Origin of the sequence: Kitasatospora sp. NPDC093558 (genome assembly GCF_040683475.1) — a bacterium.
In the GTDB taxonomy this organism is placed as follows: domain Bacteria; phylum Actinomycetota; class Actinomycetes; order Streptomycetales; family Streptomycetaceae; genus Kitasatospora.
This window is the reverse complement of sequence record NZ_JBFBDY010000001.1, coordinates 48,025-68,915: the sequence shown is the minus strand read 5'-3', so window position 1 is coordinate 68,915 and position 20,891 is coordinate 48,025. Positions and strand designations below refer to the sequence as shown.

The window sequence follows — 20,891 nt, the reverse complement described above, 5'->3', positions numbered from 1 at the left end:
TATCGGCTGTTCTTCACGGTGTGTCAGTGATTGTCCAGATCACGGGCCCGCCACCGCGGCCGGCTCACTCCGGTCGCCGCCCGGCCAGCACCGCCGAACCCGCCGCGACCGCCGCCAGCAGCCCCGCGGCCGCCAGCAGTTCGAGCCACGGCAGGCCGACAAGCCCGGTCCGGTCGCCCGCGGCCAGGGCGCGCACCACCTCGTTCGCCGGCGAACCCGGCGCGACCAGCACCGCCGTCGCGAGCGCCAGCGCCGCCGAAATGCCGTACGGCGCCCGCACGAACACCGGCCGGTTGCACAGCGCCCCGACCAGCACCCCCAGCAGCACGCACACGACCGAGGCCAGCAGCCCGGCCAGCACCGCCGTCCCGACCGGCGGCTGGTCCGCCTTCGGGTTGGCGACCGGCCCGCTCGACCACCAGAGCCCGGCCACCTCGGCCACCGCCAGCACCAGACCGACCGTCAGCGCCGCCAGCAGCCCGCCCAGCTGGACCCGGGCCGGGCCGGCCGCCGCGACCAGGCACGCCCGCGAGGCCGGCGGCTCGGCGTTCAGCACGGTGCGGACGTACCACGCGCTGACCGGCAGCAGCACGCCCGCGCCGTAGCCGAGGCCCCCCAGCAGCGGATCGCCCGCCGTCACGCCGAGCACCAGCAGCAACGCGTACGCGAGGAACGGCGGCAGCCATCCGTGCCCGCGCAGCACCAGCTCCAGGTGGTACCTCGTCAGCGCCCCGACCTGCCTCATCGCTCCTCCTCCCGCCGACGGACGGCCAGCACGCTCACGGCCGGACTGCCGGTCAGCAGGCGGCGCAGCAGCGCGTCCGAGTGCGCCGACGGCACCGTGAGCCGCACCGCCGTCCCGTCCAGCGCGGTGAGCTCCGGCGCCCCGGGCAACCGGGCGGGCAGCGGCTCGCCGTCCAGGACGTCCACGTCCACCTCCACCACCGCCGACGGGCCGCCCGCCGGCACGGACGGTTCCTCGGCCGGCCGCAGCCCGCCGTCCGCGCCGACCCGGTACGCGGCCGTGGTCAGCCCGGCCAGCCGCGCCGGGTCGTGGTCGACGAACAGCACGGCGCCGCCGCTCGCGGCCCGTTCGGCGGCGGCCTCGTCCAGCACCGTCCTGGCCGCCGGGTCGAGCCCGGTCCAGGCCTCGTCCAGGAGCAGCACCCGCGCCCCGGCGAGCAGCGCCTGCGCAACCGCGACCTTCTGGCAGGTGCCCTTGGACAGCCGGTTCAGCGGGGTGCCCGCCCGGTCCGCGATGCCGAACCGGTCCAGCCACTCCCCCGCCCTGCGCCGCGCCTCCGCGGCCGGCAGCCCGTGCACCCGGCCGGCCCGCAGCAGGTACGAGGCCGCGTCGAACGGCAGCGCCGGCGGGAACCGTTCGGGCACGTAGGCCGCCGTCCCCGGCCGCACCACCCGCCCGGTGCTCGGCCGCTCGATCCCGGCGGCGAGCTTGAGCAGCGTCGACTTGCCCGTCCCGTTCGCCCCCGCGATCCGCACCAACTCCCCCGGCCGGACGGCCAGATCGACCCCGCGCAGGACCCACCGCCCGCCCCGCCCGTACCGCTTCCCGACACCCGCCAGTTCCACCGCGCCCCCTCGCCACCCAACTTGTTCGCACGGAAGGCTAACCACCGCGCATAAGCGCCGCGTGAGCCCGGCGCCCGCGATACCCCACCCGCGCGCGGGAGTTCACGCGGTGGTGCACCACAGCCATGCTGCGGACTCGTTTGGCCATGGCGAAGTGATGATCCCTAGGATCGGCCGCGTGATTACCGGACGACGACGACCAACGACCAGGCTGGGCAGCCTGCTCGCCGCCGCGGCGATAACGGGTGCCTCGCTGCTCCTCGGCCTGCCCGCCCATGCCGACGAACCCACGGGCGGCACCGCCCCGGCTCCCAAGGAGGCCCCCAGGGTCGACCTGATCCTGGATGTCAGCGGCTCCATGAACGCCACCGACATCCAGGGCAAGAGCCGCATCTCGGTGGCCCAGCAGTCCCTCAGCGAGGTGATCGACGCCCTGCCCGCGGAGACCGACTTCGGCATCCGCACGCTCGGCGCGACCTACCCCGGCAACGACAAGACGATCGGCTGCCAGGACACCAAGCAGCTCTTCCCGGTCGGCAAGACCAACAAGGTCGAGGCCAAGACCGCGATCGCCACCCTCCGCCCCACCGGCTGGACCCCGATCGGCCTGGCGCTGCGCGGCGCCGCCCAGGACCTCGGCAAGGGCGACGCGACCCGCCGGATCGTCCTGATCACCGACGGCGAGGACGACTGCGCCCCGCCGGACCCGTGCGACGTGGCCCGCGAACTCGCCGCCCAGGGCATCCACCTGGTCGTCGACACCCTCGGCCTCGCCCACGACGACAAGACCCGCCAGCAGCTCCTCTGCATCGCCAACGCGACCGGCGGCACCTACACCGACGTCCGCAGCCAGGACCAGCTCACCAACAAGGTGAAGCAGCTGATCGACCGCAGCGACGACACCTACACCGTCAACCCGGTCAAGACCGCCGGCACCGACAAGTGCGAGAGCGCCCCCGTCCTCGCCCCCGGCGTCTACAGCGACCGCGAGAAGTTCTCCGAGCACCGCGTCTACAAGGTCCCGGTCAAGTCCGGCCAGGAGCTGCGCGCCTCGCTCAGCGTCTCCCTGGACCGGGCCGTCGCCCGGGACTACGGCGTCCTGCTCCAGGCCACCAGCGCGACCGGCCAGGAGCTCGTCCGCGGCACCGACGCGGACAACGGCCGCAACGACGTGATCTCCACCGGCCTGCGCTGGTCCACCAACGACTCCAAGGGCTACGTCATCACCAAGCCCACCGCCTCGCCGAGCGAGCAGCCCCCGACCACGGTCTGCCTGGTCGTCAGCAACTCGCTGGCCCCGCAGCCCGGCGTCCAGGCCGACCCCGGCCTGCCGCTGGAGCTGACCGTCGACCTGGCCTCCGCCTCCCCCGCCCCCGAGGGCGCGGCGATGGGCCTCGGCCGCGGCTGGATCCTGCTGCTCACCCTCACCGGCGCCGGCCTGCTGACCGGCCTGGTGGCCGGCTGGATCGCCCGCTGGCGGATCGCCGTCTGGCGGGAGAACTGATCATGCGTAGGACTCTTCGCGGCCTGCTCGCCGCCACCGCCCTCCTGCCCGCCCTCGCGCTGGCCGCCCCGGCGGCCTCCGCCGCCTCGCCGACCCCCTCGCCCAGCGCGAGCGGCACCGCGGCCCCGGCGACCAAGGCCGGCACCTCCTTCCTGACCGCCGTCAACCTCTCCCCCGGCCAGGACGCCAACGTCGCCGCCTCCACCGGCGACTACCTGTACTGGGCGTTCGGGGCCTCCGAGGGCCAGACCCCGACGGTCTCCGTGACCGTCAACCTCGCCCCCGGCAAGGACCGGCACGACGCGCAGACCTGGGCCGTCGAGGTCTTCGACGGGCTGCGCCGCCGCCAGTCCTGCACCGCCGGCACCCAGAACGCCACCGGCGACCAGAACACCGCCACGCTCGCCCTGAGCTGCACCCTGCGCGAGGTCCGCACCTGGGCCGAGCCGTGGTCCGGCGACCCGCTGCCCGGCACGTACTACGTGAAGCTCGCGGTCACCGACGTCCCGCAGCCGGACCTCGGCCTCGCCGCCGCCGTCCAGCTGCACGTCGCCGCCAAGGGCAACGCCGACAACGCCCAGCCGGAGGGCGGCGAGCTCAAGGCCCCGCTCGTCCCGCCGGCCGGCGGCGGCGCGAGCACCGCCAAGGCGGCGGCCCCGGTGCAGCCGGAGGAGCACTGGTACACCGGCTGGTTCTCCGGCTGGAACAGCCGCTGGTACTGGACGATCGGCGGCGGCGCCCTGGCCGCCGTCGCGGGCGTCCTCGGCTTCCACCTGACGCGCCACCCGCGCGGTCGCCGTCCGGGCCGCTACGGCGCCGTCCCGCCGCAGGCCGGCCCGCACCAGCACGGCGCGTTCACGGACACCCAGCGCATCTGAGGCAGTCCGCGATACGGGGGCCGGCCGAAGGAGTTCCGGCCGGCCCCCGGCCGTCCTACGCTCGAACCATGACCCGTCAGCCCGGGGGCAGGATCGTGGTCGGCGTGGACGGCTCCCCGGCCTCCCGCGCCGCCGTCCGCTGGGCGGCCCGCCTGGCCGGCCTGACCGGCGCCCCGCTGGAGGCCGTCACCGTCTGGGACTTCCCCTCCCTGTACGGCGAGCACGGCCTCGTCCCGCCCGTCCTGGACGGCTTCGGGCCCGAGCGCCGCGCCGCCGAGATCCTCGACGAGACGCTGACCGCCTGCCCGACCGGGCTCGCCGTCCGCCGCCACCTCGCCGCCGGGGCGCCCGGCCCCACCCTGGTGGCCGCCGCCGAGGGCGCCGCCGCGCTGGTCGTCGGCAGCCGCGGGCGCTGCGCCCCGCCGGGGGACCTGCTCGGCACCGTCACCCAGTACTGCGTCCACCACGCCGGGTGCACGGTGGTCGTGGTGAGGCCCTGAGCATCAGCCCCGGAACAGGTTGTGCCCCACGTCCGACGGCACCTTGTCCTGGACGGGCTTGCTGTCCGCGCCCGGCACGTGCTCGCCCGGGATCGGCTCGGTGCCCTCCCGGTGCAGCAGCACCACGCCGTCCTCGGCCCAGATCTGCCGGTAGCCGTGGTCCAGCAGCAGCCGGATCCGCTCGGCCTGCTGCTTGTCCGTCTCGAACGGGAACGAGCGCTTGTCCGACCGGGTGAGCACGTACTCGCGCCCGCGCGGGGTGCCGTCCACCAGCACGACGTCCGCCCGGGCGGTCAGCCGCGGCGCGATCTGGTTGTCCGCCTCCACCGACGCGCCGTCGGGGATGAGCGCGGCGGCCCGGACGAGCGCGGCCTCGCTCGTCTTCGGCTGCCAGGACGACGGCACGGCCAGCTGCACGAGCCCCAGCGGCACCGCGGCGACCAGCGCGCAGCCGGCCGCGGCCAGGCCCAGCAGGCGGGCCCGCCGCGCGGTGCGCTCCTCGGCCATCAGCCGGCCGGTCACCTCGATGGCCGCGGTGAGCAGGATCGGCCACAGCATGGAGTCGTAGTGGCGGGCGATGGACCAGTGGTTGGGGTTGCTGGACAGGATCCGCTCGGCCAGCAGCGGCACCGCGCACAGGACGGTCGCCGAGCGCAGCGGCAGCAGGAACATCGTGCCGAAGAGCCAGAGCAGCAGCAGCGGCTTGAGCGGCTGGTCGAAGGCGGCCTGGACCAGCAGGAACGGGTTGCCGAGCAGCTTGTGCAGGGCGTCCCCGGCGTCGGCGCCGATCGAGCCGTAGTTCCAGTAGTAGCCCGGCTCGCCGCCCATCGCCGGGATCAGCCACTTGATGGCGACGACCGAGGCGAGCGGCCCGCCCACCAGCAGCCCGATGCCGGTGCGCCGCCCGGCGCGGTCACCCGAGCCGCGCAGGCGCAGCAGCAGGACCAGCCCGTACGCGGCCACCATCAGGCCGAGGTCTTCCTTGGTGCAGCACAGCAGGACGGCGGACAGGGCCACCGTCCAGTACCGGCGGGCGAGGCCGCGCTCCAGCATCAGCAGGATCAGCGGCACCGCGAAGGCGACCTCGTGGAAGCCCACCCGGGCGGCGACCAGCAGCGGCCACCCGAGGGCGTACACGAGGCCGGCCAGGTCGGCGGCGCGCCGGGTGGTGGCCGGGGCGGTGCCGGCGAAGGCGTGGGCGGCGATCCGCCGGATCAGCGGCACGCCGGCCGCGAAGAGCAGGGACTGCCCGATGATCAGCGACCGCGGGTCGTCCCAGATCCAGTACAGCGGCGCGAGCAGCGCGAGGACGGGCGAGAAGTGGTCGCCCAGGAGCGAGAAGCCGTGCGGGAACTCGTGGTGGTAGCTCTTCAGCGTCGAGACGGGCAGCCCGAAGTGGGCGTAGCCGCGGATGCCCTGGTCGAAGATCCCGAGGTCGAAGCCGCCGAGCGCGACGGAGGTCCAGCCCTGCAGGCCGATGGCGCACATGACGGCGAAACAGAGGACGGTGAGCAGCGCGGTGCGCCGGGCCGGGCTGCCGAGCAGCGCCGACCGCACGGCGGCGCCCGGCGCCCGGGCGGGGGCCGGGGTCGCGGACCTGGTGTCGACGGCCATGGTCACGCCCGCTTCGTCAGGGCCTGGTTCGGCGCGAGCTCGGCGCGGCGCAGCACGGCGTCCGCCTCGGCCCCGAGGTCGTCCGGGCCGCGCAGGCGGTACAGCCGCAGCGCCACGACGGCCAGCAGGGCGATGCCGAACGGCGCGTAGACCGAGGACGGCAGCTGCCAGTACCAGGCGACGCCGAGCCCCCAGCGGTGCGGCACGATCCACATCGCGTGCGAGAGGAACGCCACCAGCGCCACCCCGAGCAGCACCCGCCGCGCCGTGGTCCTGGCCTCCACGGCCAGCAGGGCGAGCAGCGGGATGCACCACACCCAGTGGTGGGTCCAGCTGATGGGCGACACCAGGAGGGCCGTGAACGCGGTGCACAGGGCGCCCCACGCGTCGGCGCGCCGCAGCGAGCGCGAGCGCCCGGCCAGGACGGCCACGGCGAGCCCGAGGACGCCGACGGCCGCGCAGACGGCCGGCGCGACGAGGCCGGGCTCGTTGGTGCCGAGCAGCCGGCAGACGGCGCCGCGCAGCGACTGGTTGTCGGCGATCACGGTGACGCCGACGCGGCTCGGGTCCCACAGGTACTTCGTCCAGAACCCGAAGGACGCGTCGGGCAGCACGAGCCCGCCGACCAGCCCGGCCGCCAGGAAGGCGCCCCCGGCGACCATGGCGGCCCTGATCCGGCCGGTCAGCAGCAGGTACACCGCGAAGAGGCCCGGGGTGATCTTGATGGCGGTGGCCAGGCCGATGCCGATGCCCTTGGCCCGGCTGCGGTCCGGGCGGGTCAGGTCCCACAGGACCAGGCACAGGATGCCGAGGTTGACCTGCCCGTACTGGAACGTGGTGAAGACGGGCTCCAGCCAGACGCCGAACCCGGTCGCGAGCAGCACCGCGGCGGTGCGGTGCCGGGCGGCGGGCCAGCCGGCGAGGCGGAAGGAGAGGTGGGCGGCGAGCGCCAGCAGGGCGAGGTTGAGCAGCTGCACCAGGACGCGCAGCGTGCTCACGTCGAACCAGGTGCTCGGCACGAAGAGCATCGCGGCGAACGGCGGGTACGTGGCGGGCAGGTCCCAGCCGGGCAGCCGCATCGCGTACAGGTCCTGCCCGTGCACGACGGCCGCGCCCTCGGCCCGGTAGACGAGCATGTCGACCATCGTCTGCTCGTGGAAGTGCCGCACGACGGCGTACGCCGCCAGGGAGAGCGCCGCGAGACAGCCCGCGACGATCACGCTCGGAGCCGGTCCTCCGGGGGCTGGAGCGGAGCCGCGGTCCTCCGCGTCCGTCCGTCGTGCCCACCGTGTCAGACCGAACTCGCGCACCGCGATGGCACCCCGTTGAGATAGAGCCAGATCGTCCCTCGTCGCCGTCTGGGCCAACCCACCATAACCGACCCCCCTGAGGCCGGTCCGTGGCCAGCGATCCGGCACGAGCAGGCCGCTGTGACCTTCTTCACAGGCCACTCCCGCAACCCGACCGCCCGCCAGAACCCCTGCCCCCACGGCGAGTTGACGCACACGCCCCCACAACGCAGAAACCCCGCCCGGTCTTGTCGACCGGGCGGGGCCCTTGTTGGGTGGAGCTGAGGGGATTCGAACCCCTGACCCCCTCGATGCGAACGAGGTGCGCTACCGGACTGCGCCACAGCCCCAACGAGAAGAAACTTTAGCACCTTTCGGAGGTGGTCCGTGACCACCCCCCGAACCGGGTGCCGGGCGGGGCCCGCGGCCGCTCACTCGTTGGCGGCGCGCGGGCGGGACTCGGGGGCCGGGGGCTCCGCGTACTGGTCGAAGAGCGGGGTGTTGCGGGACTCCGCCGGACGTCCCGCGGTCCACGTCCCGGGCGCCGACAGGTCGAGGCCGCGCGAGACCCGCGGGGCGACCGGCGCCGTCACGTACGTCGGCAGCGGGACGGGCACCGGCTCCCAGGAGTCCGGGCCGGCCGCTCCGCGCTCGCGCATGCCGTCGACCCACTCCTCGTGCTCGGTCGCCTCCGCCAGCGCCGAGGCCGACGAGGCACCGCCCGCGGCCTCCTCGGCCTCGGTGGCCAGCCGCAGGTGCGGACGGCGGACGACGCGCGGCTCGGCCGGGGCCACGGGCTCAGGCGGGGCGACGACGGCGGTCTGCGCCTCGTCGGCCGCGGCCCGGGCCTCCGCGCGCTGCTGCTCGCGCTTGCGCAGCCGCTCGGCGGCCTGCGCGGCGCGGACCCGGTCGAGCTTCACCTCGTACCGCTGGCGCTCCAGCCTGCGCAGGTGGCCGATGTAGAGGGTCAGGAGGACCGCCGGGACGGCCGGCACCCAGAGGAAGGCCAGTCCGGCCACCGCCGCGACCACCGCGCCGAGCGCGAAGGCCAGGAAGAGGGCGGTGACCATCCGGCGCCGGCGGGCCAGCAGGCGCGCCCGGCGCTCCACCCCGCCCGGCACCGCGGGGGCCGGCCGCTCGGGCCGCTCCGCGGGCGGCTCGGGCTCCCGGTGCCCGGGGTCGCCGGAGACGGCCTCGTCCCGTGCGGGAGGGCCGTCGCTGCTCTGCTCGTCGTCACGCGGTTCGTCGCCCAGGGCCCGGGCCGCCCGCCGCTCCAGCGCCGAACGCCCGGCCAGCAGGCGGATGGCGGTGCTGAAGCGTTCCGTCGGGCGCGCCTCGTTGAGTTCGTCCTGCCTGCGAAGCCACATGGGCACCAGATAGGCGGCCCAGGCCCCTACGATGACGGCGTAGATAAGGCCGCTACTGCTCACGATTCACACCGTACGGGCGACGGGGAAGGCCTGACAGCAATTCGGCGCGGCGTGTCGTGTGATCAAGCTGATTCTCCGACTATTTTGACGGCATTTGTGACCGTCCGTCTCCACGCCGATGCCATATCGATATTTGATTCGAACATACATTCAATTATCGTGGCCCGCAGCGGAACTGAGCGCCCGCCAGCGTTCCAGCATCCCCTCGGGGACCTCCTCGGCCGTCAGGGCGTACACGAGGTGGTCGCGCCAGTCGCCGTCGATGTGGAGATAGCGCGGCCGCATTCCCTCCGGACGGAAGCCGAGCTTTTCCACCACGCGGCGGCTCGGGGTGTTCTCCGGGCGGATGCAGACCTCGATCCGGTGCAGTCCGAGGTTGCGGAAACAGTGGTTGACCGAAAGCGCGACGGCGGTGGGCATGATGCCCCGGCCGGCCACCGCCTCGTCGACCCAGTAACCGACGTTGGCCGAACACATCGAGCCCCAGGTGATGCCGCCGACGGTCAGCTGGCCGACCAGCTGCCCCTTGTAGAGCACGACGAAGGGCAGCATCCGCCCGGCCGAGGCCTCCCCGCGCAGGAAGCGGACCATCTGCCGGAAGGTCGGGCGCGGGCCGGCGGCCTGACCGGCCGGGCCGGGCGGCACGGTGGCCTCCCAGCGGCGCAGCCAGTCCCGGTTGCGGCGGCTGACCTCCTGCCACTCGCGCTGGTCGCGGACCCTGATCGGGCGCAGCGCGACCTCCCCCTCGTGGAGCTCTACCGGCCAGCCGGCGTTCAGTGCGCTCTCCCGGGTGCCGCGTCGTCGGGCCGGGGGTGGTCCCCGCCGCCGAGCTGGTCGACGGCGTGGGCGAGCAGCGGCTCCAGGACGGCGAGGCCGTCGCGGACGCCGCCGGTCGATCCCGGCAGGTTGACGATCAGCGTACGTCCGGCGAGGCCGGCCAGCCCGCGGGAGAGGGCCGAGGTCGCGACCTTGTCGCGGCCGTACGCGCGGATCGCCTCGGCGATGCCGGGGACCTGCCGGTCGATGACCCGGGCGGTCATCTCGGGGGTGAGGTCCATCGGCGAGATGCCGGTGCCGCCGGTGGTCAGCACGACGTCGTAGCCGGCCGCGACGGCCTCGCGCAGGGCGGCCTCGACGGGCTCGCCGTCCGGGACGACGCGGGGGCCGTCGGCGGTGAAGCCCATCGCGGTCAGCCCGGCGACCAGCAGCGGGCCGCCCTTGTCCTCGTAGACGCCGGCCGACGCGCGGTTGGAGACGGTGAGCGCAAGCGCCTTCACGCCCCCACCTCCGGGGCGAACCAGTCGCCGCTCTTGCCGCCGGTCTTGCTGAGCACCCGGACGAACTCGATGGTGGCGCCCTTGTCCACCGCCTTGACCATGTCGATGACGGTCAGCGCGGCGACCGTCACGGAGGTCAGCGCCTCCATCTCGACGCCGGTGCGGTCGGCGGTCTTCACGGTGGCGGTGATCTCGACCGCATCGTCCGCGACGGCGAGGTCGACCTTCACGCCGGAGACCGCGATCGGGTGGCAGAGCGGGATCAGGTCGGGCGTCCGCTTGGCGCCCATGATCCCGGCGATGCGGGCGACCGCGAGGGCGTCGCCCTTGGGCACGCCCTCGCCGCGCAGCAGTTCGACCACCTTCGGGGAGACCTTGACCCGGCCGGCCGCGACGGCGGTGCGCGCGGTGGTGGCCTTCTCGGAGACGTCGACCATCCGGGCCGCGCCCTGGTCGTCGACGTGGGTGAGGCGGTCGCCGGGGGGAGGTGTCGTCACGGGGGCTCCAGGGGCGCGCAGATCGAATACCGCGCTACCGTACAGCTCCCCCGCCCCGCCGCGCGGGAGGGGCCGGATCACGGGACGGAACGGGCCCTCAGGAGTCGAGCAGGACCACGTCCACCGCACTGCCCGCGGGCAGCTCGGTGACGTCCTCGGGAACGGTGATCAGGCAGTTCGCCCGGGCCAGCGCGCCGACCAGGTGGGACTCCGCCCCGCCGACCGGCTCGACGGTGCCGTCCGGCGCGTACCGGCCGCGCAGGAACTGCCGCCGCCCGGCCGGGGAGCGCAGGGCCGCCGGGCACAGCGCGCGGACCACCGGGCGGTGGACGTCGGGGGCGCCGAGCATGGTACGGATGACCGGGCGGACGAACAGCTCGAAGGAGATGTAGGCGCTCACCGGATTCCCGGGCAGGGCGAGCAGCGGAACGCCGGCCCCGCCCTCGGAGCCGCCGATCCGGCCGAAGCCCTGGGGCTTGCCGGGCTGCATCCGCAGCCGCCGGAAGTCGACACCGCCGTAGGACTCGAAGACCTCCTTGACCACGTCGTACGCGCCGACGCTGACGCCGCCGCTGGTGACGATGAGGTCGGCCCGGCCGAGCTGGTCCTCCAGGACGGCGCGCAGCCGGGCGGCGTCGTCCGGGACCCCGCCGACCCGGTAGGCGATGGCGCCGGCGTCCTGGGCCGCCGCGGTGAGGGTGAAGCTGTTGGAGTCGGAGATCTGGCCGGGGCCGATGGGCTCGCCGGGCTGGACCAGCTCGCTGCCGGTGGACAGCACGACGACCCGCGGACGCGGGCGGACCTTCACGGTGGCCCGGCCGATCGCGGCGAGCAGGCCGAGCTGGGTGGGGCCGAGCCGGGTGCCGGCCTCCAGGACGCGCGAGCCGGCCGCGACGTCGCTGCCGCGGCGGCGGATGTGGGCGCCCTCGGCGACCGGGCGCAGGACCCGGACCTCCTCGTCCTCGACGGCCGCGGTCATCGCGTCGGCCGCCTCGCCGGTGCCGGTGCCGCCGTCGGTCCACTCGACCGGGGCGACGGCCTCGGCGCCGGGCGGGACGGGGGCGCCGGTCATGATCCGGGCGGCCTGGCCGGGTCCGACCCGGGGCAGCTCGCCGGCGCCGGCCGCGATGTCGCCGACCACGGCGAGCACCGAGGGGTACTCGGCGGTGGCGCGGACGGTGTCGGCGGTGCGGACGGCGTAGCCGTCCATCGAGCTGTTGTCGAAGGGCGGCAGGTCGCCGCCCGCGAGCACGTCCTCGTCGAGCCGGCAGCCGCGGGCGTCCAGCAGGCCGAGCTCGATGGCCGGCAGCGGGGCGACGGCGGCGAGGACGTCGGCGAGGTGCTCGTCGACGGTCCACAGCCGGGGAGCCGCCGGTGCCGGGTCCGCGGTGGCGTCGTCGCAGCAGGCTGCGGCGGCGCTGTGGCTGTGCTCGGACCCGGTCATCGGCGGCTCGCTCTCGGTCGGTGTGTCAGTCCTGCAGCTCGGAGGCGACGAACTCCCGCAGCCAGGTACGGAACTCCGGGCCGAGGTCCTCGCGCTCGGAGGCCAGTCGGACGATAGCGCGCAGGTAGTCCGCGCGGTCACCCGTGTCGTAGCGGCGGCCCTTGAAGAGCACGCCGTGCACCTGGCCGCCGGACTCCGCGTCGCGGGTGGTCAGCTCGCGCAGGGCGTCGGTGAGCTGGATCTCGCCGCCGCGGCCGGGCTTGGTCTCGCGCAGCACGTCGAAGACCGAGGGGTCGAGGACGTAGCGGCCGATGACGGCGTAGTTCGACGGGGCGTCGGCGGTGTCGGGCTTCTCGACCAGGTCGGTCACCTGGAAGACGTCGTCGCCGAAGCCGTTCGCCTTGACGGCGGCGCAGCCGTACAGGTGGATCTGGGAGGGGTCGACCTCCATGAGCGCGACGACCGAGCCGCCGAGCTCCTGCTGGACCTCGATCATGCGGGCCAGCAGCGGGTCGCGGGGGTCGATCAGGTCGTCACCGAGGAGGACGGCGAAGGGCTGGCCGGCGACGTGCTGCTCGGCGACCGAGACGGCGTGGCCGAGACCCTTGGGGTCGCCCTGGCGGACGTAGTGCATGTTCGCCAGTTCGACGGACTCGCGGACGCGGCGCAGGCGGTCCTCGTCACCCTTGCGGGCGAGGAGCTCCTCCAGCTCGTAGGCGCGGTCGAAGTGGTCCTCCAGGGCGCGCTTGTTGCGGCCGGTGACCATCAGTATGTCGGACAGCCCGGCGGCGGCGGCCTCCTCGACGACGTACTGGATCGCCGGCTTGTCGACGACGGGCAGCATCTCCTTGGGCGTGGCCTTGGTGGCCGGGAGGAAGCGGGTGCCCAGTCCGGCCGCGGGTACCACGGCCTTGGTTACCGGAATTCGAGTGTTGGTCGTCGTCATGCGCAAACCTTACTAAGGCACGTTTTCACCCGGCCGGGCGCGGTCGGACGACTAGGGGAGCCCGTCGCCGGGGCCGGCCACGGTGGCAGGCGTCTGGGAAATGACCGGCTGGGCGAGGGGGTCCCCGCCGGCACAGGGCGACAGACTACCCGGCTTTTCCGAACGGTCACGTTCGGCAGTCGAACCGCCCTCCGTACCGGAAGTGACGGGCTCGTGGCGCCCGGCCCGCGGGCTTCCGCGCCAGCAGTCGCCGCCCGCCGCGCGGGCCTCGGCGAGCGCCCGGTCGGCGGCCCGGAGCAGGACGGCGGCGTGGGTGCCGTCCTCGGGGAGCACGGCGACGCCGACGGCGGCGGTGAGGCCGTTGCCGCGAGCCGGGCGGGGCTCGCGCGGGCCGGAGGACCAGTCGAGCAGCAGGTGCCGGCGCACCGACCAGACCAGCCGTTCGGCGACCTGCGCGGCGCCGTCGGCACCGGTGTCCGGCAGGATCACCAGGAACTCCTCGCCGCTGTAGCGGCCGAGGGTGTCGGCCCGCCGGATCTCCATCGCGAGGCGCTGGGCGAGGTCGCGCAGTATCGCGCCGGCCCGGGCGCGGCCGTGCTCGGTGACGATCGCGTCGAAGCCGGCGATCTCCAGCAGCAGCACGGCCAGCGGGCGCGGCCCGTCCTGCTGGTCGGACTGCTCGGCGCGGCGGGCGCGCTCGATCTCGCGGTCGAGGGTGAGCTGGAGGTGGCGGTAGTTCCACACGCCGGTGAGCGGGTCGCAGGAGGCGGTGCGCTCCAGTTCGGCGCAGCGGCCCTCCAGCTCGGCGACCCGCTCGTGCAGCAGCGCCTCCCGGTCGGCGGCCTCGCCGTGCGCCCGGCGCAGCCGCAGGCCGAGCACGGTGGTGCCGGCCAGCGCGGGGACGCTCAGCGCGGCCAGGGCGTGGACCAGCAGCGGGGTGGGCAATGGGGGTGCCCTTTCGCGTGTCAGGCTCGGCCCGTCGGGCCGAGTTCGAGGAGATCCGAGGAGATCCCATGCACAACGAGAAGAACGGGCTGAGGACACGGCTGCTGGCCGATCGCCGTGCACTCACCGGGGACCAGCGCGCGGAGGCGGCGCGTGCACTGGCCGCGCACGCCGGGGAGCTGGCGGCGCCGGGTGCCACCGTCGCCGCGTACGTCTCGGTCGGAGCCGAGCCCGGGACCGGTCCGCTGCTCGACGAGCTGAGGGCGCACGGTGTGCGGGTGCTGCTGCCCGTCCTGCTGGCCGACAACGACCTGGACTGGGCGCCGTACGAGGGGGTGGACGCGCTGGCCCCGGCCGCGCGGGGGCTGCTGGAGCCGGTCGGGCCGCGGCTGGGGCCGGAGGCCGTCGTGGGGGCGTCGGTGGTGCTGCTGCCGGGGCTGGCGGTGGACCGGCGCGGGCTGCGGCTGGGCCGCGGCGGCGGCAGCTACGACCGGGTGCTGGCCCGGCTGGAGCGGGCCGGGGCGCGGCCGGTGCTGGCGGTGCTGCTGTACGAGCACGAGCTGCTGGCGGAGGTGCCGGCCGAGCCGCACGACCGTCCCGTGGACGTGGCGGTCACGCCGTCGGGGCGGCACGTGCTCGGGTGAGCCCCGGAACGCCCGGAAACGGCGGTGGCCCCGCTCGCGGTCGAGCGGGGCCACCGGTGCGTCCGGGCGTCAGCCGTTGGTCAGGACCAGCTTGTGCTTGGTCGCCTTCTCGACCGCGTCCGGCGTGTAGGCCCAGGTCAGCAGCTTGCCGTTGAGCCAGAGGTCGGTCTGGTCGTTGTAGTTGTCGTGGAAGGCGTGGCCGGAGGCGCCGCCGACGTTGACCCAGCGCGAGGAGTCGAGGTCGCTCAGGTCGACGACCATGCGCATCGACGGGATCCAGTCCACCTGGTAGCCGGCCGCCGCGTTCCAGCCAGCCGCGTCGACCGCCGCCGTGCCGCCGGAGAGGCGGTAGGGGCCACGGTTGAGCAGCTTGTGGACGAGGCCGGAGGCGATCGACGAGTCGTCGGTGCCGAGGGTCTGCTCGCGCAGCGTCAGCTTGTGCAGGCGGCCCCAGTTCCAGGTGGAGACGTCCTTGCTGAGCAGCGAGGTCAGCTCCTGGCGGGCGTTCTTCATCGCCTCCTGGAGCAGGTTGTCCAGGCCCTTCTGCTCCTTGTGCTGCGAGTCGATGTACGTCCACCAGGTGCTCTCGGGCTTGTCCAGCTGCTGGCGCACGACCTCGGTCCAGCGGTCGCCGCCGTCGGGCTGGGCCTTGTCCGGGTCGCGGGTGCCGCACTCGGTGACGATCTTGCTGGAGCTGTCCGGCTTGGTCGGGTCGTCCTGCTGGCGCACCAGCAGGCAGTTGCCCTTGGCGCGGATGTCGGCCGGGAACTTCTGGCCGAACGCGAGGGTGAGCAGCTGGCGCCAGACCGCGTTGTAGTACGCGGCGGCGGCCGAGGAGGCGTCCTGGTGGTAGTTCCAGTCCTTCAGGAGGTCCTGGGCCTCGCGCACGTACGGGTCGTCGATCTGCTGCTTGAGCAGCAGCGGGACGAGCGTCTTGGCCATGACGCTGGTGTTGTCCAGCTGCAGGGTCTGCATGTCGTCCGGCGAGATCCTGCCGTTGTTCTTGAGCAGACCCTCGATCTGGTCGGTGATCTCCTTGGCCCGGGTGCCGTACTCCCAGTCCTTGGTCAGGCCGTACTTGTACGTCGGGTCCACCACGGCCTGGTTGGCGGTGACGATGTAGCCCGAGGACGGGTTGAAGCTGTACGGCAGGGCGGTGAAGGGGATCGAGCCCTTCCACTGGTAGGCGGAGTCCCAGCCGGGGGCCGGGAGCGTGCCGTCGCCCTTGCCGCGGACGGGGATGTCGCCCGGGGCCTGGTAGCCGATGTTCTTCGCGTCGGCGTAGACGAGGTTCTGCGCGGGGACGGCGAAGTCCTTGGCGGCGTTGCGGAAGTCGTCCCAGTTCCTGGCCTTGTCCAGCTCGAAGACGGCGTCCATCGTCTTGCCGGGGTTCAGCGCCGTCCACTGCAGGGCGACGCCGTAGCCGCCGGTGCCGCGGTCGGGGGCGGCGCTGCCGTTGGGGGCGTACTTGCCGACGTTCTGCTGCTCGGTGCTCTGGTCGGAGATGAGCGGGGCGCCGGTCTGGGTGGTGCGGACGGTGATGACGCGGTCGTCGCCGCCGGCGACCTTGATGGTCTCCTTGCGGAGGTCGAACTTCACGTCCTTGCCGTCCACCTGGTAGGTGTCCGGTCCGGTGACCTTCTCCAGGTAGAGGTCGGTGACGTCGGCGCCGAGGTTGGTGAAGCCCCAGGCGATGTCCTTGTTGTGGCCGATCACGACGCCGGGCATGCCCGCGAAGGTGAAGCCGGTGGTGTCGAACTGGCAGGCCGGCGAGGCGGTGCGGCAGTGCAGGCCCATCTGGTACCAGACCGAGGGCAGGCCGGGGCCGAGGTGCGGGTCGTTGGCCAGCAGCGGCTTGCCGGTCGTGGTGTGGGTGCCGGCCACCACCCAGGAGTTGGAGCCGATGCCCTGGCCCGGGCGGCCGAGCAGCTGCGGCATCGCGTCGACCCGGTCGGTGAGGCCCTGGAGGAGCGCCTTGGTGGCGGCCGCGCCCTGCGCGGTGGGGGCGGCGGCGTTGCCGGTGCCCGGCTGGGCGGAGCCGTCGGCCGGGCGGTAGGCGTCGCCCGCGACCGTGCCGGTCTTCACGATCGTGCCGTTGCGGGCGTACGGGTAGTCCGGGTACAGCTCGGCGATCTTGTCCGGGGTGAAGTCCTGGGCCAGCAGCGAGCGGTCGATCTCCTCCTGGAGGTTGCCCGAGAGGTTCCAGGCCATCGCCTTGAGCCAGGCCACCGAGTCCACCGGGGTCCACTGCTCGGGCTGGTAGCCGCTGTTGACGACGCCGAGCATCGCGTACTCCAGCGAGGCCTTCTCGCCGCCCGGGTGCTCGGCCAGCCAGGCGTTGACACCCTCCGAGTACGCCTGGAGGTACTTCTTCGTCTCCGGCGACAGCTTGGTCTTGAACTCCTGCTCGGCCACCTGGCGCCAGCCCATGGTGCGGATGAAGGAGTCGGTGTCGACCTGGGAGTCGCCGAACATCTCGGAGAGGCGGCCGGCGGTGATGTGCCGTCGGACGTCCATCTCCCAGAAACGGTCCTGCGCCTGGACGTAGCCCTGGGCGCGGAAGAGGTCCTCGGCGGTGTCGGCGTAGAGCTGCGGGATGCCGTTGGCGTCCCGCTTGACGTCGACCGGGGCGGTCAGGCCCGCCACCTTCACGGTGCCGTCGACCGTCGGGAAGGACGCGCGGACCGCGGTGACCCCGCGGTAGCCGCCGTAGCCGACGCCGGCCACCAGCAGCACGACCAGCACGATCACGATCAGACGGGCGCGCCGGAACTTCTTCGAGCGGGGCATCTGGGTCCTTGCGGTCCTCGACTTCGGGGCGGGCGGGCGTGTCCAGGGCCTGCGGCCGTGACAGGGCACCACATTAGGCCGAGTCCGCGCGGCGGCGTGAACGGGGACGGCCTGGAACGGGGCCTGTGTGAGGAGCCCAACTAAAGATATGGCAAAATGTTAGAATGAGTAACGATCCGCAAGAGGAGTATTGACGGCTTCTTAACGGGTCATCAGCTCGTACCCGCACGACCGAAGCACCACCGAGAGAGACACCCCGCACCACCGAGAGACACCCCGCCCGCCCCCATGCCTGCACGAGGTGCCCCTGCGTGAACGTCGACCACCTGAACCAGCTGCTTCTCGAGTTCTCCGTGATCCTCCTGGTCGCGGTGGTCGCCGTGCGGATATCGACCCGCTCAGGGCTACCCAGCCTCCTGATCTACCTCGGGATCGGCGTCGCCCTCGGCCAGAACGGCATCGGCGTCACCTTCAACAACGCCGAGCTCACCCAGGTGATCGGCTACGCGGCCCTCGTCGTGATCCTCGCCGAAGGCGGTCTGAAGACCAGCTGGAAGGAGGTCAGGCCGGTGATGCCGGCGGCGACCGTGCTCGCCACCGTCGGCGTCGGGGTGAGCGTGTTCGTCACCGCCGCCGGCGCGCACTGGCTGGTCGGCCTGGACTGGCGCACCTCGATGCTGCTCGGCGCGATCGTCTCCTCCACCGACGCCGCCGCCGTCTTCTCCGTCCTGCGGATGGTCCCGCTGCCGCACCGGCTCACCGGCCTGCTGGAGGCCGAGTCCGGCTTCAACGACGCACCCGTCGTCATCCTGGTCGTCGCCTTCGCCACCACCGGCGAGCTGGACTCCTGGTACGTCCTGCTCGGCACGATCCTCGCCGAGCTCGCGATCGGCGCGGCGATCGGCTTCGCGGTCGGCAAGCTCGGCGCGTTCGGGATCAAGCACGTCGCCCTGCCGTCCTCCGGCCTCTACCCGATCGCCGTCATGGCGCTCACCGTGCTCGCCTACGCGGGCGGCGCGCTGCTGCACGGCTCCGGCTTCCTCGCCGTCTACATCAGCGCGGTGATCCTCGGCAACGCCAAGCTGCCGCACGGCCCCGCGGTGCGCGGCTTCGCGGACGGCCTGGCCTGGATCGGGCAGATCGGGATGTTCGTCCTGCTCGGCCTGCTGTGCACACCCGAGACGATGGGCGACGCGGTGATCCCGGCCCTGGTCATCGGCGGGGTGCTGGTCTTCCTCGCGCGACCGCTGTCGGTGGTGCTCACGCTGACGCCGTTCCGGGTGCCGGGCAAGGAGCAGGCCCTGCTGAGCTGGGCCGGGCTGCGCGGGGCGGTGCCCATCGTGCTCGCCACCATCCCGGTGGTCTCCGGCGCGCACGAGGCCGAGGACGTGTTCAACATCGTCTTCATCCTGGTCGTCGTCTTCACCCTGCTCCAGGGCCCGACCCTGCCGTGGGTGGCCAGGCAGCTGAGGATCGGCGAGGGCGCGATGGGCCAGGACCTCGACATCGAGTCCGCGCCGCTGGAGAAGCTGCACGGGCACCTGCTGTCCGTCGCGCTCTCCCCCGCGTCCCGGATGTCCGGGGTGGAGGTCGGCGAGCTGCGGCTGCCCAAGGGGGCGGCGGTCACCCTGGTGGTCCGGGAGGGGAACTCCTTCGTGCCGGACCGGGCGACGGTGCTGCGCGGCGGCGACGAGCTGCTGGTGGTCACGACGGACGAGGTCGGCGAGGCGGCGGAGAAGCGGCTGCGGGCCGTGGACAAGGGCGGCAAGCTCGCGGGGTGGCTGTACGGGAAGTGAGCCGTACAGTGGTGGGGCACCGGGCCTTTCGGGGTCCGGGAGCCCGTTCCGGCTTCGATCCGTTGGGATCTAGCGCCATCTACGCGCGTAACTGTATGCTGGAAGAACACCGCTTTTGACCAACCCAGCATCTGCCTGATGCAGAGTTGGCGCGACCGCTCGGCGGCTGCGGCCCGGCTCTCGGCAACCACGCCGGAGCGGCCCGGTATCTACCCCGGTCGACGCACGAGAGGACGACTCTCGGCGCCGTCGGGGCCACCCCATGCCCTTGCCGCGCTACCAGGCAGCAGGAAGGACGACCGTGACGGCCCGCCGAACGGTCGACAACGCCACGGACACCCTCGCCACCCAGGACGCCGCTCCCGCGCGCGTCGGGTACGGCGCGCTGCTGCGCACGCCGGGTGCCTGGACGTTCCTTGCACCCGCGTTCGTCGCGCGGCTGCCCTACGCGATGCTCGGCATGGGCATCCTGATGCTCGTCACGGGCACCGGCGGCTCCTGGGGCACGGCCGGCACCGTCACGGCGGTCTCCGCCGTCGCCCAGGCCCTGATCGGCCCGCAGACCGGCCGGCTCGCCGACCGGTACGGGCAGGCCACCGTCCTCGTCCCCACCGTCTTCGTGCACGCCGCCTCGGTCGCCGCGCTGATCGTGCTGGCGAACGGCCACGCGCCGGCCTGGAGCCTGTGCCTGGCCGCCGTCCCGGCCGGTGCGAGCGTGCCGCAGATCGGCGCGATGGTCCGCGCCCGCTGGGTGGCCAAGCTCAGCGCCGAGGGCGCCTCGGCCACCTCCGCCGCCAAGGTCAGCACCGCGTTCGCGTTCGAGTCCGTCACGGACGAGTTCACCTTCGTCGTCGGCCCGATCCTGGCCGCCAAGATCGCGACCTCGGTCAGCCCCTCCGCCAGCCTGATCGCGGAGGCCGCGCTGACCTTCGTCGGCGGCCTGGCCTTCGCCGCCCAGCGCCGCACCGCGCCGGCCCGGGTCGTGCCGCAGCCCGGGGCGCAGCGCGTCTCCGCGCTCGCCTCGCCCGGCGTCCGGCTGCTGGCCGGCGTCATCCTCGGCGTCGGCGCCGTGTTCGGCGGCATGCAGGTCTCGGTCAACGCCTTCGCCGACTCGGTCGGGCAGCACGCCGCGGCCGGCACGGTGTACGGGATCTTCGCCGGCGGCTCGATGGTGGCCGGTGTGCTCTACGGCATGATCGCCTGGCGGCGCTCGGTCCAGCAGCGCATGATCACCAGCTACACCCTGCTGGTGCTGGGCTGCTCGACGCTGTGGGCGATGCCCAACCTGGTCACCCTCTCGATCGCCGGGCTGGTCTGCGGCCTGGCCATCGCGCCGACCCTGATCAGCGGCTACACGCTGGTCGAGACGCTGGTCGCGGACGGCGCCAAGACCGAGGCGTTCACCTGGCTGACCGGTGCCATCGGCCTCGGCCTGGCGGTCGGCTCGATGGTGGCCGGGCAGCTGATCGACGGCCACGGGCCGTCGGCCGGGTTCCTGGTGCCGGCCATCGGCGCCGGGCTCGGGCTGGCCGCGCTGGTCTCGCTGCGGCACCTGCTGGTGCCGTCGGGCGGGGCGAGCACGGTGGTCGCGGGCGGTGCCTCGGGCGCGGCTTCGGATGTCGTCCCGGGTGACGTCTCGGGTGTCGGTTCGGATGCCGTCTCGGGTGCCGTCTCTGGTGCCGTCTCGGGTACCGGCGAGCGGGAGCTGGTGGGCGCCGCCAAGGGGTGACGCCGCCCGGACCGGGCC

General features: G+C 73.7%; 18 protein-coding genes and 1 tRNA gene. 6 read left to right on the top strand and 13 right to left on the bottom strand.

The features are described from left to right. Positions 1–64 precede the first annotated feature (64 nt). Together AB0O00_RS00365 and AB0O00_RS00360 are read right to left on the bottom strand one after the other, a co-directional pair. On the bottom strand, positions 65–745 hold the full coding sequence (locus AB0O00_RS00365; protein ID WP_363647480.1) for an ABC transporter: 681 nt from the start codon (positions 743–745) through the stop codon (positions 65–67). Continuing rightward, positions 742–1,590 carry an ABC transporter ATP-binding protein gene (locus AB0O00_RS00360; protein WP_363647478.1) on the bottom strand — a complete coding sequence of 283 codons (849 nt, stop codon included), beginning with the start codon at positions 1,588–1,590 and terminating at the stop codon, positions 742–744. Before AB0O00_RS00360 ends, AB0O00_RS00365 begins: the two co-directional genes overlap by 4 nt. A gap of 178 nt (positions 1,591–1,768) precedes the next feature. Between AB0O00_RS00360 and AB0O00_RS00355 the strand changes: the two genes are divergently transcribed. From AB0O00_RS00355 to AB0O00_RS00345, 3 genes are all read left to right on the top strand, one after another. Continuing rightward, positions 1,769–3,094, top strand: coding sequence for a VWA domain-containing protein (locus tag AB0O00_RS00355; protein ID WP_363647476.1), 1,326 nt, complete (start codon positions 1,769–1,771; stop codon positions 3,092–3,094). Between the two features lie 2 nt (positions 3,095–3,096). Beyond that, complete coding sequence (locus AB0O00_RS00350) at positions 3,097–3,972, top strand: peptidase (protein ID WP_363647474.1); 876 nt, start codon at positions 3,097–3,099, stop codon at positions 3,970–3,972. A 68-nt stretch (positions 3,973–4,040) separates the two neighbouring features. Next, positions 4,041–4,472 (top strand): universal stress protein, encoded by a 432-nt coding sequence (locus tag AB0O00_RS00345; protein ID WP_363647472.1) that lies wholly within the window; start codon positions 4,041–4,043, stop codon positions 4,470–4,472. 3 nt (positions 4,473–4,475) lie between these two features. Here the strand turns inward: AB0O00_RS00345 and AB0O00_RS00340 are convergent, their stop codons facing one another. The 10 genes from AB0O00_RS00340 to AB0O00_RS00295 form a co-directional block, all read right to left on the bottom strand. Next, on the bottom strand, positions 4,476–6,086 hold the full coding sequence (locus tag AB0O00_RS00340) for a DUF2079 domain-containing protein (protein ID WP_363647494.1): 1,611 nt from the start codon (positions 6,084–6,086) through the stop codon (positions 4,476–4,478). A gap of 2 nt (positions 6,087–6,088) precedes the next feature. Then, positions 6,089–7,306: a glycosyltransferase 87 family protein gene (locus tag AB0O00_RS00335; protein WP_363647470.1), complete on the bottom strand. Its 1,218-nt coding sequence runs from the start codon at positions 7,304–7,306 to the stop codon at positions 6,089–6,091. A 345-nt stretch (positions 7,307–7,651) separates the two neighbouring features. After that, a tRNA-Ala gene (locus AB0O00_RS00330) sits at positions 7,652–7,725 on the bottom strand. 81 nt (positions 7,726–7,806) lie between these two features. After that, on the bottom strand, positions 7,807–8,805 hold the full coding sequence (locus tag AB0O00_RS00325) for a hypothetical protein (protein ID WP_363647468.1): 999 nt from the start codon (positions 8,803–8,805) through the stop codon (positions 7,807–7,809). Between the two features lie 150 nt (positions 8,806–8,955). Further along, positions 8,956–9,582, bottom strand: coding sequence for a GNAT family protein (locus AB0O00_RS00320; RefSeq protein WP_363647492.1), 627 nt, complete (start codon positions 9,580–9,582; stop codon positions 8,956–8,958). Further along, on the bottom strand, positions 9,579–10,082 hold the full coding sequence (locus AB0O00_RS00315) for a MogA/MoaB family molybdenum cofactor biosynthesis protein (protein WP_363647466.1): 504 nt from the start codon (positions 10,080–10,082) through the stop codon (positions 9,579–9,581). The genes AB0O00_RS00320 and AB0O00_RS00315 overlap by 4 nt, the downstream gene beginning before the upstream one ends. Further along, positions 10,079–10,579, bottom strand: a complete 501-nt coding sequence (gene moaC / locus AB0O00_RS00310; protein WP_363647464.1) for a cyclic pyranopterin monophosphate synthase MoaC — start codon at positions 10,577–10,579, stop codon at positions 10,079–10,081. The genes AB0O00_RS00315 and moaC overlap by 4 nt, the downstream gene beginning before the upstream one ends. Before the next feature lie 97 nt (positions 10,580–10,676). After that, a complete protein-coding gene (glp, locus tag AB0O00_RS00305; RefSeq protein WP_363647462.1) occupies positions 10,677–12,023 on the bottom strand; it encodes a gephyrin-like molybdotransferase Glp in 1,347 nt (448 codons plus the stop codon). A 25-nt stretch (positions 12,024–12,048) separates the two neighbouring features. Next, the gene (galU, locus tag AB0O00_RS00300) at positions 12,049–12,969 is read right to left on the bottom strand and encodes a UTP--glucose-1-phosphate uridylyltransferase GalU (protein ID WP_363647460.1); all 921 of its coding nucleotides are present in this window, start codon (positions 12,967–12,969) and stop codon (positions 12,049–12,051) included. A gap of 51 nt (positions 12,970–13,020) precedes the next feature. After that, complete coding sequence (locus AB0O00_RS00295; protein ID WP_363647458.1) at positions 13,021–13,914, bottom strand: GGDEF domain-containing protein; 894 nt, start codon at positions 13,912–13,914, stop codon at positions 13,021–13,023. Positions 13,915–13,982: 68 nt separating this feature from the next. Between AB0O00_RS00295 and AB0O00_RS00290 the strand changes: the two genes are divergently transcribed. Beyond that, a complete protein-coding gene (locus AB0O00_RS00290; RefSeq protein WP_363647456.1) occupies positions 13,983–14,558 on the top strand; it encodes a 5-formyltetrahydrofolate cyclo-ligase in 576 nt (191 codons plus the stop codon). Between the two features lie 69 nt (positions 14,559–14,627). On the opposite strand, the gene AB0O00_RS00285 is transcribed toward AB0O00_RS00290, so the two are convergent. After that, positions 14,628–17,348 carry a penicillin acylase family protein gene (locus AB0O00_RS00285; RefSeq protein WP_363647454.1) on the bottom strand — a complete coding sequence of 907 codons (2,721 nt, stop codon included), beginning with the start codon at positions 17,346–17,348 and terminating at the stop codon, positions 14,628–14,630. Between the two features lie 311 nt (positions 17,349–17,659). Here AB0O00_RS00285 and AB0O00_RS00280 point away from each other — a divergent pair, with 311 nt between their 5' ends. Then, positions 17,660–19,144, top strand: a complete 1,485-nt coding sequence (locus AB0O00_RS00280) for a potassium/proton antiporter (protein WP_363647452.1) — start codon at positions 17,660–17,662, stop codon at positions 19,142–19,144. 301 nt (positions 19,145–19,445) lie between these two features. Next, positions 19,446–20,873, top strand: coding sequence for an MFS transporter (locus AB0O00_RS00275; protein ID WP_363647450.1), 1,428 nt, complete (start codon positions 19,446–19,448; stop codon positions 20,871–20,873). The last annotated feature ends 18 nt before the right edge of the window (positions 20,874–20,891 follow it).

Excerpts from the sequence above, each read along its gene's own strand:
- AB0O00_RS00345 (WP_363647472.1), top strand. The coding sequence starts at position 4,041 with ATGACCCGTCAGCCCGGGGGCAGGATCGTGGTCGGCGTGGACGGCTCC.
- AB0O00_RS00350 (WP_363647474.1), top strand. The coding sequence starts at position 3,097 with ATGCGTAGGACTCTTCGCGGCCTGCTCGCCGCCACCGCCCTCCTGCCC.
- AB0O00_RS00340 (WP_363647494.1), bottom strand. The coding sequence starts at position 6,086 with ATGGCCGTCGACACCAGGTCCGCGACCCCGGCCCCCGCCCGGGCGCCG.
- glp (WP_363647462.1), bottom strand. The coding sequence starts at position 12,023 with ATGACCGGGTCCGAGCACAGCCACAGCGCCGCCGCAGCCTGCTGCGAC.
- galU (WP_363647460.1), bottom strand. The coding sequence starts at position 12,969 with ATGACGACGACCAACACTCGAATTCCGGTAACCAAGGCCGTGGTACCC.
- AB0O00_RS00365 (WP_363647480.1), bottom strand. The coding sequence starts at position 745 with ATGAGGCAGGTCGGGGCGCTGACGAGGTACCACCTGGAGCTGGTGCTG.
- AB0O00_RS00290 (WP_363647456.1), top strand. The coding sequence starts at position 13,983 with ATGCACAACGAGAAGAACGGGCTGAGGACACGGCTGCTGGCCGATCGC.
- AB0O00_RS00285 (WP_363647454.1), bottom strand. The coding sequence starts at position 17,348 with ATGCCCCGCTCGAAGAAGTTCCGGCGCGCCCGTCTGATCGTGATCGTG.